General features: G+C 71.5%; 18 protein-coding genes and 1 riboswitch. Of the genes, 8 read left to right on the top strand and 10 right to left on the bottom strand.

Annotation, left to right across the window (positions count from 1 at the left end):
* Positions 1 to 45: 45 nt before the first annotated feature.
* Genes bioD through bioB form a run of 3 tightly spaced genes read right to left on the bottom strand, consistent with a single transcriptional unit; the run spans position 46 to position 3,281 of the window.
* Positions 46 to 762 (bottom strand): dethiobiotin synthase, encoded by a 717-nt coding sequence (bioD, locus tag ACGFW6_RS23755; protein ID WP_393513208.1) that lies wholly within the window; start codon positions 760 to 762, stop codon positions 46 to 48.
* Position 763: 1 nt separating this feature from the next.
* Positions 764 to 2,062 carry an adenosylmethionine--8-amino-7-oxononanoate transaminase gene (locus ACGFW6_RS23750; protein ID WP_393513205.1) on the bottom strand — a complete coding sequence of 433 codons (1,299 nt, stop codon included), beginning with the start codon at positions 2,060 to 2,062 and terminating at the stop codon, positions 764 to 766.
* A complete protein-coding gene (bioB, locus tag ACGFW6_RS23745; protein WP_393513202.1) occupies positions 2,055 to 3,281 on the bottom strand; it encodes a biotin synthase BioB in 1,227 nt (408 codons plus the stop codon). Before bioB ends, ACGFW6_RS23750 begins: the two co-directional genes overlap by 8 nt.
* A gap of 173 nt (positions 3,282 to 3,454) precedes the next feature.
* Between bioB and ACGFW6_RS23740 the strand changes: the two genes are divergently transcribed.
* Positions 3,455 to 4,582: an 8-amino-7-oxononanoate synthase gene (locus ACGFW6_RS23740; RefSeq protein WP_393513199.1), complete on the top strand. Its 1,128-nt coding sequence runs from the start codon at positions 3,455 to 3,457 to the stop codon at positions 4,580 to 4,582.
* A gap of 71 nt (positions 4,583 to 4,653) precedes the next feature.
* Here ACGFW6_RS23740 and ACGFW6_RS23735 read toward each other — a convergent pair whose 3' ends face one another.
* Together ACGFW6_RS23735 and ACGFW6_RS23730 are read right to left on the bottom strand one after the other, a co-directional pair.
* On the bottom strand, positions 4,654 to 4,881 hold the full coding sequence (locus tag ACGFW6_RS23735) for a DUF397 domain-containing protein (protein WP_393513197.1): 228 nt from the start codon (positions 4,879 to 4,881) through the stop codon (positions 4,654 to 4,656).
* Positions 4,882 to 4,890: 9 nt separating this feature from the next.
* Positions 4,891 to 5,760 carry a helix-turn-helix domain-containing protein gene (locus ACGFW6_RS23730; RefSeq protein ID WP_393513195.1) on the bottom strand — a complete coding sequence of 290 codons (870 nt, stop codon included), beginning with the start codon at positions 5,758 to 5,760 and terminating at the stop codon, positions 4,891 to 4,893.
* A 213-nt stretch (positions 5,761 to 5,973) separates the two neighbouring features.
* Between ACGFW6_RS23730 and ACGFW6_RS23725 the strand changes: the two genes are divergently transcribed.
* A complete protein-coding gene (locus ACGFW6_RS23725) occupies positions 5,974 to 6,432 on the top strand; it encodes an ATP-binding protein (RefSeq protein ID WP_393513193.1) in 459 nt (152 codons plus the stop codon).
* A gap of 81 nt (positions 6,433 to 6,513) precedes the next feature.
* Here ACGFW6_RS23725 and ACGFW6_RS23720 read toward each other — a convergent pair whose 3' ends face one another.
* Positions 6,514 to 7,434 carry a LysR family transcriptional regulator gene (locus ACGFW6_RS23720; protein WP_393513190.1) on the bottom strand — a complete coding sequence of 307 codons (921 nt, stop codon included), beginning with the start codon at positions 7,432 to 7,434 and terminating at the stop codon, positions 6,514 to 6,516.
* 108 nt (positions 7,435 to 7,542) lie between these two features.
* On the opposite strand from ACGFW6_RS23720, the gene ACGFW6_RS23715 reads away from it, so the two are divergent.
* Complete coding sequence (locus tag ACGFW6_RS23715; RefSeq protein WP_393513187.1) at positions 7,543 to 8,157, top strand: LysE family translocator; 615 nt, start codon at positions 7,543 to 7,545, stop codon at positions 8,155 to 8,157.
* A 53-nt stretch (positions 8,158 to 8,210) separates the two neighbouring features.
* Here ACGFW6_RS23715 and ACGFW6_RS23710 read toward each other — a convergent pair whose 3' ends face one another.
* The 3 genes from ACGFW6_RS23710 to ACGFW6_RS23700 all read right to left on the bottom strand — a co-directional run bounded on the left by ACGFW6_RS23710 (position 8,211) and on the right by ACGFW6_RS23700 (position 10,191).
* On the bottom strand, positions 8,211 to 8,684 hold the full coding sequence (locus ACGFW6_RS23710) for a C40 family peptidase (RefSeq protein ID WP_393513184.1): 474 nt from the start codon (positions 8,682 to 8,684) through the stop codon (positions 8,211 to 8,213).
* 3 nt (positions 8,685 to 8,687) lie between these two features.
* Positions 8,688 to 8,898: riboswitch (cyclic di-AMP (ydaO/yuaA leader) on the bottom strand.
* Positions 8,899 to 9,239: 341 nt separating this feature from the next.
* Positions 9,240 to 9,548, bottom strand: coding sequence for a hypothetical protein (locus ACGFW6_RS23705; protein WP_107912070.1), 309 nt, complete (start codon positions 9,546 to 9,548; stop codon positions 9,240 to 9,242).
* Positions 9,549 to 9,555: 7 nt separating this feature from the next.
* Complete coding sequence (locus tag ACGFW6_RS23700) at positions 9,556 to 10,191, bottom strand: ATP-dependent Clp protease proteolytic subunit (protein ID WP_393513180.1); 636 nt, start codon at positions 10,189 to 10,191, stop codon at positions 9,556 to 9,558.
* A gap of 69 nt (positions 10,192 to 10,260) precedes the next feature.
* On the opposite strand from ACGFW6_RS23700, the gene ACGFW6_RS23695 reads away from it, so the two are divergent.
* Positions 10,261 to 10,548 carry a type II toxin-antitoxin system Phd/YefM family antitoxin gene (locus tag ACGFW6_RS23695; protein WP_393513177.1) on the top strand — a complete coding sequence of 96 codons (288 nt, stop codon included), beginning with the start codon at positions 10,261 to 10,263 and terminating at the stop codon, positions 10,546 to 10,548.
* Between the two features lie 107 nt (positions 10,549 to 10,655).
* Here ACGFW6_RS23695 and ACGFW6_RS23690 read toward each other — a convergent pair whose 3' ends face one another.
* Positions 10,656 to 11,672, bottom strand: coding sequence for an ABC transporter permease (locus tag ACGFW6_RS23690; protein ID WP_393513174.1), 1,017 nt, complete (start codon positions 11,670 to 11,672; stop codon positions 10,656 to 10,658).
* A gap of 112 nt (positions 11,673 to 11,784) precedes the next feature.
* On the opposite strand from ACGFW6_RS23690, the gene ACGFW6_RS23685 reads away from it, so the two are divergent.
* The 4 genes from ACGFW6_RS23685 to ACGFW6_RS23670 all read left to right on the top strand — a co-directional run bounded on the left by ACGFW6_RS23685 (position 11,785) and on the right by ACGFW6_RS23670 (position 14,885).
* Positions 11,785 to 12,432, top strand: coding sequence for a TetR/AcrR family transcriptional regulator (locus ACGFW6_RS23685; RefSeq protein ID WP_393513172.1), 648 nt, complete (start codon positions 11,785 to 11,787; stop codon positions 12,430 to 12,432).
* 114 nt (positions 12,433 to 12,546) lie between these two features.
* Positions 12,547 to 12,849, top strand: a complete 303-nt coding sequence (locus ACGFW6_RS23680; protein ID WP_010988499.1) for an urease subunit gamma — start codon at positions 12,547 to 12,549, stop codon at positions 12,847 to 12,849.
* Positions 12,850 to 12,859: 10 nt separating this feature from the next.
* Positions 12,860 to 13,171: an urease subunit beta gene (locus tag ACGFW6_RS23675; protein ID WP_393513169.1), complete on the top strand. Its 312-nt coding sequence runs from the start codon at positions 12,860 to 12,862 to the stop codon at positions 13,169 to 13,171.
* Positions 13,164 to 14,885 (top strand): urease subunit alpha, encoded by a 1,722-nt coding sequence (locus tag ACGFW6_RS23670; protein WP_393513166.1) that lies wholly within the window; start codon positions 13,164 to 13,166, stop codon positions 14,883 to 14,885. The genes ACGFW6_RS23675 and ACGFW6_RS23670 overlap by 8 nt, the downstream gene beginning before the upstream one ends.
* The last annotated feature ends 14 nt before the right edge of the window (positions 14,886 to 14,899 follow it).

The raw sequence follows: 14,899 nt of genomic DNA, 5'->3' as shown, positions 1-14,899 counted from the left end.
CGGGGACGCCCGCACGCAGTGGCGAGTCGCCCTCGTCGACCGGCCTCAGGCGGTCACCCGCCCCCGGAACCCCTCCGCGTCCCACGTCCCGAACAGCCTCGGGGCGAGCCAACCCGGTGCCGCCGTACGGAAGTCGGCGGGGGCCAGCGAGCCGGAGCCGGCCGGCACCGCGCCCAGCAGCGGCGACCCGGCCACCTCCGGCAGGTCCGCGACATTGCATCGGGACGCCAGATCCGCTTCCTCGGGCCAGCTGCCGATCACGACGCCGAGCAGGTCCAGGCGTCGGCGCCGCAGTTCACGTGCCGTCAGTTCCGTGGTGTTCAGGGTGCCGAGGCCGGCCGAAGCGACCACGAGGACCGGCGCAGCCATGAGTTCGGCCGCGTCCGCCAGCGTGCCGCCCGCCTCGTCGAAGCGGACGAGCAGGCCGCCCGCCCCCTCCACCAGCACGAGATCGTGGTCGGTGGCCAGTTTGGCGGCGGCATCGGCGATCTCGTGCGGACGCACGGCCGCCCGCCCGGCCCGGCGCGCGGCCGTCGCCGGGGCCAACGGCTCGGGATAGCGCGCGAGTTCCGCGATCGTCACCGCGCCCGCGAGGCGCGCGACCTCCTGCGCGTCGCCGTCCTCGTCGGGCCGTACACCCGTCTGCGCGGCCTTCAGCACGGCCACCTTCCGGCCCGCGCCCCGGGCCGCCGCGGCGACGGCGGCGGTCGTGACGGTCTTGCCGACCTCCGTGCCCGTGCCCGTGATCACCAGTACCGGCATGTCAGCCCTCCCGAGCCGCCGCGCACACCGCGCGGGCGATCCGTGCGACGTCCGCGTCGCCCGTGACGTACGGCGGCATCGTGTAGATGAGGTCGCGGAACGGCCGCAGCCACACGCCCTCGCGCACGGCGGCCGCCGTCGCCGCCCGCATGTCCACCTCGTGGTCCAGCTGGACGACCCCGATCGCGCCGAGGACGCGTACGTCCTTCACGCCCGGGAGGTCCGACGCGGGCGCCAGTCCCTCCCGCAGGCCCGTCTCGATCCGCTTGACCTCGGCGGCCCAGTCCTGCCCGAGCAGGAGCTCGATCGAGGCGCAGGCGACCGAGGCGGCCAGCGGGTTGCCCATGAAGGTCGGGCCGTGGGCGAGCACCGGCACCTCGCCGCGCGAGATGCCGTCGGCCACGCGCGCGGTGCACAGCGTGGCGGCCATCGTCAGATAGCCGCCGGTCAGTGCCTTGCCCACGCACATCACGTCCGGCGTCACCGCCGCGTGGTCGGCCGCGAACAGCGCGCCCGTGCGGCCGAACCCGGTCGCGATCTCGTCGAACACCAGCAGCACGTCGTGCGCGTCGCACGCCTCGCGCAGCACGCGCAGATACGCGGGGGAGTGGAACCGCATCCCGCCCGCGCCCTGCACGACCGGTTCGACGATCACCGCCGCCAGCTCGTGCGCGTGCCGCTCGATCAGCGACCGCAGATGCTCCGCGTACGACTCGTCGTACGCGGCGGGCGGCGGGTCCGCGAACACCTGGCGCTGGAGCACCCCGGTCCACAGCTCGTGCATGCCGCCCTCGGGGTCGCACACCGACATCGGCTGCCAGGTGTCGCCGTGGTAGCCGCCGCGCCAGGTCATGAGGCGCTGCTTGCCGGGTCGGCCCAGCGAACGCCAGTACTGCAGGCACATCTTGACCGAGACCTCGACCGACACGGACCCGGAGTCGGCGAGGAACACATGCTCCAGGCCGTCGGGCGACATGTCGACAAGGAGCTTCGCCAGGCGTACGGCGGGCTCGTGGGTGAGCCCGCCGAACATGACATGGCTCATCCGCGCCAGCTGCTGCTGTACGGCCTCGTTGAGCACCGGGTGGTTGTAGCCGTGGATCGCCGACCACCAGGACGACATGCCGTCGACCAGCTCACCCGAGCCGTCCGCGAGTTTCAGCCGCACCCCGCTCGCCGAGTCCACGACGAGCGGTTCGCTGCGGCCGGGCATGGGGCCGTACGGGTGCCACACATGCCGCCGGTCCAGTTCCAGCAGCTCGGGCACGGTCAGTCCGGGCGCGGTGTGCGGGTCAGGCATTGGGCGCGAGGTCCGTTCCGGCGCCCCGGCGGCGTACGGCGACCAGGTCGGTGCGCGGCTCGTTGGCCGGAGCGGCGGCGGCCGCGGCCGTACCGCACACACCGCCCCCTTCGTGCGACCCGCACCCGGCGTCCTCGTGCGACCCGCAGCCCGCGCTGCCGTGCGAGCCGCAGCCGGCGGCCTCGTGCGACCCGCAGCCGCCCCCGGCCGTCTCGGTCCGGTGCTCCGGCAGCGTCACCTGATCGGTGCCCTCCACCTCGAAGCCGGCGTCGGCGATCATCTCCAGGTCCGCCTTGCCCGCCTGGCCCTCGGTCGTGAGGTAGTCACCGAGGAAGATCGAGTTGGCCAGGTTCAGGGCGAGCGGCTGCATCGTGCGCAGGTGGACCTCGCGGCCACCGGCGATGCGTACCTCGACGTCCGGGCACACGAACCGCACCATCGCCAGGATCCTGAGGCAGCGCTGAGGGGTGAGGTTCCACTCCTTGGCCAGCGGGGTGCCCTCGACCGGGATCAGGAAGTTGACCGGCACCGAGTCGGGGTCCAGCTCGCGCAGCGAGTACACGACGTCGACCAGGTCCTCGTCGCTCTCGCCCATGCCCGCGATGAGCCCGGAGCACGCGGACAGCCCGGCCCCGTGCGCCTTCTGCACGGTGTCGACACGGTCGGCGTAGGTGTGCGTGGTCGTGATGTCCCCGTACGTCCCCTCGGACGTGTTGAGGTTGTGGTTGTACGCGTCCGCGCCCGCCTCGCGCAGCCGCTCCGCCTGGCCGTCGGACAGCAGACCGAGGCAGGCGCACACCTCGACGCCCTCGTTCTGGTCCTTGATGGCCTTGATGGTCTCGGAGACCCGGTCCACGTCACGGTCGGTCGGGCCGCGTCCGGACGCCACCAGACACACCCGCTTGGCGCCACCCGCCAAACCGGCGGCCGCCGCCTGGGAGGCCTGGTCCGGCTTGAGCCAGGTGTACTTCAGGATGCCGGTGGTGGAGCCGAGGCGCTGGGAGCAGTAGGAGCAGTCCTCGGGGCACAGCCCCGACTTCAGGTTGACCAGATAGTTGAGTTTCACCCGTCGGCCGAACCAGTGCCGGCGCACCTTGCCGGCCGCGGCCACCACATCGAGCAGGTCGTCGTCGGAAGTGGCGAGGACGGCCAAGGCTTCCTCGCGGGTCGGCAGCTCGCGCCGAAGCCCCTTGTCCACCAGCGTGTTCAGCAGGTCCATGGGAGCTGATCCTGACGTACGGAGGGTGTCCGAGCCAAGGTGAGTTCGCACAACCCTGTCGTTTCGATGTGTGGGTATTGCCACACCGTGGGTGGGCGGCCGTGCGGCTAGGGTCTGTGCACTGCCTACAAAAGCCACGTCTGTGTACCGCTCACCAAAGCCCCGGAGGAACCATGGCGTTCGGCTGGATCGACGAGCAGGCGGAGCTGCGCCGCAGCGCCGGGCTCGTACGGACCCTGCGCCCCCGCCCCGCCGACTCGCCGCTCCTCGATCTCGCGAGCAACGACTATCTGGGCCTGGCCCGCCACCCCGAGGTCACCGAGGGCGCGGCGGTCGCCGCGCGGACCTGGGGCGGCGGTGCGACCGGTTCCCGCCTCGTCACGGGCACGACGGAGCTGCACGCCGAGCTGGAGCGCGAGCTGGCCGACTTCTGCGGCTTCGAGGCGGCGCTGGTCCTCTCCTCCGGGTACGCGGCCAACCTCGCCGCGGTCACCGCGCTGGCCCCGCACGGCTCGCTGATCGTGTCGGACGCCGGCAACCACGCCTCGCTGATCGACGGCTGCCGGCTGGCCCGGGGCACCACACAGGTCGTCCCGCACTCCGAGCCGGAGGCGGTGCGCAAGGCGCTGCACACGCACGAGGGCCCGGCGGTCGTCGTGTCCGACACGGTCTTCTCCGTCGACGGCGACGCCGCCCCGCTGGCCGAGTACGCCGAGGCGTGCCGGGAGCGCGGTGCGGGGCTCCTGGTCGACGACGCGCACGGCCTCGGCGTGCTGGGAGAGGGCGGTCGCGGTGCCGCTGCAGCGACCGGGCTCGCGGGCGCCGACGACGTCGTCGTGACGGTGACGCTGTCCAAGTCGCTGGGCAGCCAGGGCGGCGCCGTCCTCGGCCCCGCCCGGGTGATCGAGCACCTGGTCAACACCGCCCGGACGTTCATCTTCGACACGGGTCTCGCCCCCGCGTCCGCGGGTGCGGCGCTGGCGGCGCTGAGGTTGCTGCGCCGCGCACCGGAGCGGGCGGCGCGGGCGGGTGCGGTGGCACGTGAACTGCACGCACGCCTGACGGCCGCGGGTCTGGAGGCGGTGCGTCCGGACGCCGCGGTCGTCTCCGTGCGCGCCCCGTCCCCGGAGAAGGCCGTGCGCTGGGCGGCCGAGTGCCGTGCGGCGGGCCTCGCCGTGGGCTGTTTCCGTCCTCCCTCCGTCCCCGACGGCATCTCACGGCTGAGGCTGACCGCCCGCGCGGACCTCTCCGAGGCCGAGATCGAGTGCGCTGTTCGAGTGATCGGCGAGACACGACCATGAGTCGGCGTGACACGGCCCTGCTCGCACGCGGGATGGAACTGATCAGAAACGGTCAGAGTTGATCGGACTGGTCAGGGCTGGAACGCGGCCGTGAATCCCGCCCAGCTCTCGGGGGAGAAGAGCAGCGCGGGGCCGGCCGGGTTCTTGGAGTCGCGCACCGCGAGCAGCCCGGACCATGGGCCGCAGCGTGCTCGCGCCGTCTCGACGCAGTTGTTCGCACCGGTGCTGTAACTGCTGCGCAACCAGCGCGCACCTGCTAGTTCGGTGCTCGACATGACGTTCCGAGGCAGTGCTGTCATGGTGCCTCCTTACGCGCCGCCACCTAGCGCGGCGATGTAATCCAACGATTCCTCGGGCGAAAGGGCGTGGATCCGAAGGGCGTCGAAGGCCTCCGTGTAGGCCTGGAGGTCTTCTTTCCGTTCGAGATAGAGGCTACTCGTCAAGTGGTCGAGAACAACCACATCCAGATCAGAAGTGCTCGAAAATGAGAAGATAACGAAAGGGCCCGTCAGGCCGATATGTTCGCCGGCTCTGAACGGCAGCACCTGAAGGCGGACTTGGGGCAGCCGCGCCGCCTCCATCAGCCGGCTCAGCTGCCGCGCCATCACCTCCGGCCCGCCGATCTCCCGGCGCAGCACCGCCTCGTCCAGCACCGCGCTCAGCTTCAGCGGGGGATCCGCGCGCAGCACGTCCTGCCTGGCCAGACGCACCGCGACCAGCGCGTCCAGACGGTCGTCCGCATCGCCGTCCAGCCCGCCGACGGCGGCCCGGGTCACCGCTCTGGCGTACTCGGGCGTCTGGAGCAGTCCGGGCACCACCGACGTCTCCAGCGTGCGCATCGCCCTCGCCTGGGACTCCAGGCTGATGAAGTCCCGGTACGTCGGCGGCAGCACTCCGCGGTACGCGTGCCACCAGTGATGCCGGCCGCCACCTTCGTCGGAGCCCGCCAACACCAGCAGCAACTCCCGAAGTTGGGCATCCTGTACGCCGTAGACGTCGAGCAGTAACCGCACATCGGCCGGTTTCACCCCGCTGGCGCCGGTTTCGATCCGGCTCACCTTGGACTGATGCCAGCCCGCCAGCCGGGCCGCCTCACCGCTGGTGAGCCCCGCCCCGGTGCGTAACGCACGCAGTTCTGCGCCCAGTTTCCGGCGGCGTACCGCGGGACCGTGCTGCATGGGCTACTCCTTACTCCAACCGAGTCGCCCAAATACGGTCTGCCGTCGCAGAGTTCACCGCTTCGAGCGACAGATATATGCATATCTTGGTGGATCGCCACCCGTGACGGGTGCGGTAATGGCAGTCTGGCGACGAAGCACCAGTCCGGGACCGTACTCGAACCATCCGCTCCGTGTCGGACTGCGGTCCCGTGGGAAAGGGACGACGTCGCCATGGCAGATCACCTGGAAGCATCCGTCACTCTGCCGAGCGATCCCGCCTCGGTGTCCGCGGCCCGGGCCTATGTGCTCACCACCCTCGCGGAATGGGGCCTGCCACCGGACACGGAAGTGGCCGACACCATCCGCCTGATCGTCTCCGAACTGACCACCAACGCCGTACAGCACACCCTGGGCCAGTCACCCACCTTCACGGTGGACCTCGTGCTGGACCGTGACGAACACCTGCGCATCGGCGTCACCGACAGCCATCCGCGTTTCCCCAAGCGTCTGCCGGCCGCCGTGCAGCAGGACAACGGACGCGGCATGGTCATCATCCGCTGGCTGACCGCGGAGTGCGGCGGCAAGCTGAGAGTGCGCCCGACACGCGAGGGCGGCAAGACCGTCTCCATCGAACTGCCGTGGACGGTCCCCGCGGCACCCGTGGCGAGCGGTCCGCGAGAACTGCCGTGACGGGCCGTCCGTCCTCCGCGGCGCCGCGGCGCCCGGCGCCACCACGCGGCGCGGCCGCACATCGACACAGCCCCGTGCCCCTCAGGACGGGGACTGCTGGGCCCGGCTGAAAGTGCCGCGCAGGACCGCCCGGAAGGCATCGACCGCGGGAGCCGCCTCGTCGCCGCGATGAGCGACCGAGATCGTACGGCGCAACTGCCCCCCTTCCAGCGCACGCACCCCCACCGGGGCGACCGACGTGCGCGCCACCATCTCCGGTACGACCGCGACCCCGAGCCCCGCACTGGCCAGGGCGCACACCAGCAGATAGCCCGGCGTCGCCACCAGCACCGACGGCATGGCCCCCGCCGCCGTCAGGGCCGCCTCCACACCCCGCCGCGCCGGAGCGTCCGGCGCCATGCTGATCAGCGGCTGCCCCGCCAGCTCGGTCAGCGGCAGCCGCGTGGCGCCGCTGGTGAGCACATGGCCCGGAGCGGACACCAGGACGAGTTCCTCGACGAGGATCGGCTCGACGCGGACGGACGCGGGCAGCTGCGTCGGTCCCCCGGGCTCGTACGCGTGCGTCAGCGCCAGATCGACCTCGCCCGCCGCCACCGCGGCCACGCCTTCCGACGGCTCGTAGTCGGCGACCGTCAGCTCCACGTCCGGATGAGCCCGGCGGAAGGCGCTCAGGGCGGGCGGCAGCAGATGGATGCCCGCCGTCTGGAAGGTGCCGAGGCGCAGCGTGCCGCCGGTCAGGCCGGTCAGCCGGGCCAGTTCGTGCCGGGCCCGGTCCAGCTCGTCGAGCACCCGTCGCGCCCGGCTCACCAGCAGCTCGCCCGCGCCCGTCAGCCGCGTCCCTCGGTGGTGCCGTACCAGAAGGGCCGTGCCCGCCTCGCGCTCCAGCTTGGCCAGCTGCTGGGAGAGCGCGGGGGTGGTGTACCCGAGCCGTTCGGCGGCACGGGTGATGGATCCCGCCTCCGCGACCGCCACCAGGGCGGCGAGCCGGACCGGGTCGTACATGCGGCCCTCCTGCCACCTCGGTCACGCATCTGCCTTAAGAAGTGCTTTAGGGATTGCCAGACTATTCGAAATACCTACTGAAGGCTTGCGGACGGCACGCTGGGCTCCATGGACGCACAGCTCATCGCCTTCACCGGGGTCTCCGCCGGCCTGGTCGCCATGCCCGGGGCCGACTTCACCGTCGTCGTACGCAACGCCCTCGTCTCCCGCCGGGCCGGCATCGCCTGCGCGCTCGGGATCGGGGCGGGGCTTCTGGTGCACGTGACGATGGCGGTGGTCGGGGTGGCCGCGGTCCTGGCCGCCGTACCGGCGCTGTTCCGCGCGCTCCAGATCGTCGGCGGTGTCTATGTGCTGTACCTGGGCGTGCAGACGCTGCGGCAGCGGCCCACCGAAGTGGTGGACACGCGCGCGGAGTCCACCGCGCGGCCACTGCGGCAGGGCTTCGTGACCAACGCCCTCAACCCGAAGGCGTCGCTCACCTTCCTCAGCGTGCTGCCGCAGTTCGTGCCCGCGGGCGCTCCGGCGCTGCCCCGGACGCTGCTGCTGGCCCTGATCGTGCTGGCGATCGCGCTGGTGTGGTTCCAGGTGGTCGCCCTGCTGGTGGACCGGCTCGGCAGGTGGCTGCGCCGGCCGCGGGCCGCCCGTGCGGTCACGGTGGCCACCGGCGCGGCGCTGACGGCCTTCGGCGCGGCCCTGCTCGCGGGACCGCTGCTCGCCCTGTGAGGCCCCGGGGGCGGTGACGGCGCGTCAGGACGCCGCCCCCGCCCCCGGGAAGGTCACTTGACCCGGCCGTACCAGACGCTCCTGGTCCAGATCTTCTGCAGCTTGACCACGTCCCCGGTCTTGGGGGAGTGCCAGATCTTTCCCTTCCCGGCGTAGATGCCGACGTGGTAGACGTACGACCCCGAGTGGAAGAACACCAGGTCTCCGGCCCTGCGGTTGCCGGCGGAGATGTGGCGGGTCTTGTTGTACTGCTGGGCAGCCGTGCGGGGCAGCTTCTTGCCCGCCTTCTTGAACGAGTAGAGCGTGAGCCCCGAGCAGTCGAACCGGTTCGGCCCGGTGGCGCCCCAGCGGTACGGGGAGCCCTTCTTGGAGGCCGCGACCTGAAGTGCCTTCGACGCCGGCGTGGCAGCCTCCGCCTCGGAGGTGAAGCCGGGCGCCACGATCGAGCCGCCCACTGCGGCGATGGTGAGGGCCGAAGCCGTGCCGGCCCGAGCCATCAGCGACGGGACACGATTGAGCGCAGTCATGCGCAACCCTTCGTCAGCCGCCTGAGAAGGATGACCTGTCGGATTCGGGCTGGCGAAGTTGCCCGGCCGCGTTGCCGCGGCTTCACCCCAAGGGCTGCTCGGATCGAACGAACGTCCGCTCCGGCGACCCGTCTTGCTCGGGTCCTCCACTCCTGCCGATCCACTCCTGTCGACCGGTCATCCGGGCGGCGGCAGGACTCGGCGTCCGCCCGGACCGCCCCGCCGCTGTGGCGGGGGCTTGTCGTCAGACAGGGATCTTGACGCACGGATGAGCGAAATACCCAACGGAATCGGGGGTTTGTGGTGTTACTCACCACTCACCCGTTCGGGTGGGTGACCCCCCTTTCGGGTGAGTGTCCAGATGCCCGAGGAGTCTCGGACCAGGGACGGAGCGTCTGATTCCGGCTGGCACTCATGCCCGTTGCGCAACCCTGACGGCCACGCGGAAGGAGGAGCGGATACGCCGAAAGGGGGTACGCCGTTCGGTCCGTTTGAGCTCGGCCCCGGACGCCTCGTCAGTGGGTCGGGACGCCCGGAACCCGGCTGTACGGATCGTCAACTGTCGGAGCGCGGGGGCACCGTGACACGAGCCGTGCGGCGCTCTCCGTCCAGCACGCGCAACGCACGCGCCAGCGTGGGAGCGTGCAGCTCCGTCTCGCCCCGCTGGTGCATGAGCGCCAGCGCGTCCCGCAGCTCGGTGGCCCTGCTCACGAGCGCCTGGGCGGCCCGCAGTCCGCGATAGGTGTCGCCGTGGTGTGCCGGGTTGATCCGGCCGAGCAGGTCGACGACGTCCAGATAACGGTCGATCAACTCGCCCTCCGCACGCGTCAGTGCAGGCAGAGGCGGCAATTCAGGTGGAAGCACCGGCCGCTCACCGCCCTGTCGGCGGAGCGATCGTGTGTGTACGGCTGGGGATGATCCCATCCACCAGTCCGTACTCCAGCGCCTCTTGGGCGGTCAGGATCTTGTCCCGCTCGATGTCCCGCGCCACCTGCTCGCGAGGGCGCCCGGTGTGCCGCGCGAGCATCTCCTCGAGCCGGGTCCGCACCCGCAGCAGTTCGTCGGCCTGGATCGCCAGATCGCTCGCCTGTCCTTCGACCGGTTCGGGCAGCGCCGGCTGATGGATCACCACCCGGGCCCCCGGAAGCGCGAACCGCTTGCCCGGCGTGCCCGCCGCCAGCAGCACGGCGCCGGTCGAGCCGGCCTGGCCCAGACAGATCGTCTCCACGTCACAGGAGACGAACTGCATCGTGTCGTAGACCGCCGACATGGCGCTGAACGAGCCGCCCGGCGAGTTGATGTACAGCGAGATGTCCTGGTCGGGGTCCTTGTGCTCCAGGTACATGAACTGGGCCATCACGTCGTTCGCCGACGTGTCGTCGACCGGCGTGCCGAGAAAGACGATCCGTTCCTCCAGCAGCTTCGAGTACGGATCCTGCGTCCTGACGCCTGAGCTCGTGCGTTCGGTGAACTCGGGCAGTACATAGCGGGCGGACGGTCGGGTCATGGCTCGCGCCTCCCTTGCCGGGGTGCCTGTAAAAAATGTACAGGACGTACATGACGTAATGTGGGGAGCATGGCCTACGAGATTCCGGTGACGCAAGCCAGGGCTGAGCTCGCCGATCTGATCAATCGCGTGGTGTACGGCGGTGAGCGCGTCGTGGTGACGCGCCACGGGAAGCCCCTTGTCGCCCTCGTCTCCGCCTCTGACCTCGAACGACTCGAAAAGCTCGGGGAGCCGGCGGACCTCGCCGAGGAGCAGGTGATCAGCGCGGTCTCCAGCGTCCGCGAGGTCGCTTCCGCTCCCCGCGAACGCCGGCGTTTCGGCATCGCGGCCGAGCACCGCGGGCCGAGCCCTTCCTAGCGCCGGCCCCCGCCGGCTCCGGAAACGACGAGACCGTGCACCCCCGTCCGCTACAGCGGGGGTGCACGGTCGGTTCGGTGTGACCGCGTGCGGCCGGCGGACGCCGGTCAGCCGATGGCGGCCAGTTCCCGGTCGGGTGCGGGCTCGGCCCTCCTCGCGCGGGCCTTGAGCGCGCTCCCCAGCAGGACGGCGCCCAGTCCCAGCGCGGCCCACCAGGCCAGGGTCAGGGCCGGCCCGGTCGCCGCCGCGCCGTCGAAGAAGGACACCGAGCGCAGCAGGGTCGTGCCCGCCCCCGGCGGCAGCCACTGGCCGATGACGCCGACCGGCTCCGGCAGCATCTGCGGGGCCGAGGCCGCCCCCGAGAAGGGGTTGCCGATCAGCATGATCGTGGCCGCCGTGATCCCGATGCCGGCGGTGCCGACGAGGGCGGCGAGCCCCGCGACCGCGGCGCCTACGGCCAGGGTCGTCAGTGCGAACACCCCGGCCTCGGCCCACCAGTCCCCGGCGAGCACGCCCAGCCAGCTGTGCGCGATCGACGCCGCGACCACGCCGATCAGGGCGGCGGCACCGACGAGGGCCCCGACGGCGCGGACGCCGCGCAGCCCGAGCAGGGTCACCGCGGCGCCCGCGGCCAGGCCGGCCAGGGCGAGCGGCAGGACGCTGGAGGTCAGGCCCGCACCGCGCGGGTCGTTCTCCGGCGCGGCCACGACGTCGACGGTCCTGACCGGGGTCCCCTCGGCGGCTGTCTGCTGTGCCACCGCCTGCTGGAGCAGCTGGGCGACGGCCGGGCTCGCCGCGGACGCGGTCAGCAGCTCCGGGCCCTGCGGGGTCACGACGACCGCGCCGTACACGGTCCGGTCCTCGATGGCCGCCCGGGCGGCGGCCTCGTCGGCGTAGCGGTGGATGTCGAAGGCGCCTTCGTGCGCGCCGAGCCGCTGCTCCACCTGTGCGGTGGCGGCGGTCGGCCCGGCCACGCCCAGCGGCAGGTCGCGCGGGGCGGTGCGGGCGGCCGGCCAGGCGAAGGCCCACAGGGCCAGGGCGGCGAGGAGCGGGACGAGGACGACGACCGCGATCAGGCGCCGGGGTGCGGCGTTCCTGGGCGGTGTAGCGGACCGGGTGGACATGCGGGCTCCCTGAGATCTCTAAAAAGAAGGATCGTTCGTTTTACCTGTGCTCCCACCGTGCGCGCAGCGGCCGTTGCTTGTCAAGAAGGAATGTTCGTTTTAGTTTTGGGGCATGGCCCGCGTATCCCAGGAACACCTCGACGCCCGCCGCCGGCAGATCCTCGACGGCGCCGCGATCTGCTTCGCCCGCAACGGCTTCCACGCCACCTCCATGCAGGACGTGCTGAAGGAGGTCGACCTGTCGGCGGGGGCCGTGTACCGGTACTTCAGCGGCAAGGAGGAGCTGATCGGCGCGATCGTCGCCGAGGTGCTCGGCTCGGTCCGCGAGGCCTTCGAGGAGGCGGCGCGGCAGAGCCCGCCCCCGCCGCCGGACGAGCTCGTCACCGCGGTCCTCGGCCGGACGCTCGCCGCCCGCGAGTCCCTCGTCGTCGACGGCAGGCCCGCCTTTCCGCGCCTGGTCGTCCAGGTGTGGACGGAGACGCTGCGCAACGAGGAACTCGCGGCCGTCCTGCGCGAGGGCTATCTCTCGGTGCGCGCGGCCTGGGGGCGGATCGTCGAGGGCTACCAGAAGGCCGGGATGATGCGGACCGACATGGAGCCGGACCGTGTGGCCCGCACCATGATCGCCGCCGTGCTGGGCTTCATCGCCCAGCAGTCCCTCTTCGGTCCCGCTCCGGTCGAGGTCCTGCGGGACGGACTGCGGGCACTGATGAGCATGCGGGACGACGGCGCCGTAACCGATGGATCACAGCTTGGTTAACTTGCCCGAAACGCGGTCCAACTAGCCTGCCGATCCACGCCACCAGGCCCTTTTGCCAGGTGGCCGCGGCAACCGGACCCCGCACGGTCCGGAGCGAGGACTGTGAGGTGGGACGTGCAACTGACCCCGCACGAGCAAGAGAGGCTGCTCATCCACGTGGCGGCCGACGTCGCCGAGAAGCGCCGGGCCCGCGGGCTGAAGCTGAACCACCCCGAGGCGGTCGCCCTCATCACCTCGCACATCCTGGAGGGCGCCCGGGACGGCCGTACGGTCGCCGAACTCATGTCGTCCGGACGTAAGTTGCTCACCCGGGACGACGTCATGGAGGGCATCCCCGAGATGATCCACGACGTCCAGGTCGAGGCGACCTTCCCCGACGGCACCAAGCTGGTCACCGTCCACGACCCGATCGTCTGAGGGGGCCTCGATGATTCCCGGAGAGATCCTGTTCGCCGACGGGCCGATCGTCTACAACGCAGGCCGTGAGGTCACCCGGCTGACCGTCCTCAACGCCGCCGACCGGCCCGTCCAGGTCGGCTCCCACTACCACTTCGCCGAGGCCAACCCCGGCCTGGACTTCGACCGCGGGGCGGCCCGCGGCAGGCGGCTGAACGTCGCCGCCGGCACCGCCGTGCGCTTCGAGCCCGGCATCCCCGTCGAGGTCGAACTCGTCCCGCTCACCGGCGCCCGAGTGGTGCCAGGACTGCGCGGGGAGACCGGAGGTGCCCTCGATGCCTGAGATCTCCCGTGCCGCGTACGCCGACCTGTTCGGCCCCACCACCGGTGACCGTATCCGGCTCGCCGACACCGATCTGCTCGTCGAGATCGAGGAGGACCGCTCCGGGGGGCCCGGACTCGCCGGGGACGAGGCCGTGTTCGGCGGCGGCAAGGTCATCCGCGAATCCATGGGCCAGTCCCGCGCCACCCGCGCGGACGGCACCCCGGACACCGTCGTCACCGGTGTGGTGGTCATCGACCACTGGGGCATCGTCAAGGCCGACGTCGGCATCCGCGACGGCCGGATCACCGGCATCGGCAAGGCGGGCAACCCCGACACCATGGACGGGGTGCATCCGGACCTCGTCATCGGCCCCGAGACGGAGATCATCGCCGGCAACGGGCGGATACTCACCGCCGGCGCCATCGACGCGCACGTCCACTTCATCTGCCCCCAGATCGCCGACGAGGCCCTCGCCTCCGGGATCACCACGCTCGTCGGCGGCGGCACCGGACCCGCCGAGGGCTCGAAGGCCACCACGGTGACGCCCGGCCCCTGGCACCTGGCCCGGATGCTGGAGGCGATGGAGGAACACCCCGTCAACTTCGGCCTGCTGGGCAAGGGAAACACCGTCTCCCACGAGGCGATGCTGTCCCAGATCCGCGGCGGCGCGCTCGGTCTGAAGCTGCACGAGGACTGGGGCTCCACCCCGGCCGCCATCGACGCCGCGCTGACCGTCGCCGACCGGACCGGCATCCAGGTCGCCATCCACACGGACACCCTGAACGAGGCCGGTTTCGTGGGCGACACGCTCGCCGCGATCGCCGGACGCGGCATCCACGCCTACCACACCGAGGGTGCGGGCGGCGGACACGCGCCGGACATCATGAGCGTCGTCTCCGAGCCGCACGTGCTGCCGAGCTCGACGAACCCGACCCGGCCGTTCACGGTCAACACCGCCGACGAACACCTCGACATGCTGATGGTGTGCCATCACCTCAACGCGGCCGTGCCCGAGGACCTCGCCTTCGCCGAGTCACGGATCCGGCCGTCGACCATCGGGGCCGAGGACATACTCCACGACCTGGGCGCCATCTCGATCATCTCGTCGGACTCGCAGGCCATGGGACGGGTGGGCGAGGTCGTCCTGCGGACCTGGCAGACCGCCCATGTGATGAAGCGGCGGCGCGGGGCGCTGCCGGGGGACGGGCGGGCCGACAACCATCGGGTGCGGCGCTACGTCGCCAAGTACACGATCAACCCCGCGCTCGCGCAGGGCCTGGCTCGTGAGATCGGTTCCGTGGAGACCGGCAAGCTCGCCGACCTCGTGCTGTGGGAACCGGCGTTCTTCGGTGTGAAGCCGCAGCTCGTCATCAAGGGTGGGCAGATCGCCTACGCGCAGATGGGCGACGCCAACGCGTCCATCCCGACGCCGCAGCCGATCCTGCCCCGGCCGATGTTCGGCGCGATCGGACGGGCCCCGGCCGCGAACTCGGTGAACTTCGTGGCGCCGCTCGCCATCGAGGACGGGCTTCCGGAGCGGCTCGGGCTCGGGAAGCGGTTCGTGGCCATCGACTCGACGCGGGGGGTCACCAAGGCCGACATGCGGGAGAACGACGCGCGGCCCGACGTACGGATCGACCCCGACAGCTTCGCCGTGCACATCGACGGGGAGCTGGTGGAGGCGACGCCCGCCGCCGAACTGCCCATGGCACAGCGATACTTCCTCTTCTGACGGCCGGAACCGCG

Source organism: Streptomyces sp. Y7 (assembly GCF_043195415.1).
In the GTDB taxonomy this organism is placed as follows: Bacteria; Actinomycetota; Actinomycetes; order Streptomycetales; family Streptomycetaceae; genus Streptomyces.
Note: the sequence above shows the minus strand (reverse complement) of the source record. Positions and strands in the feature narration are given on the sequence as shown.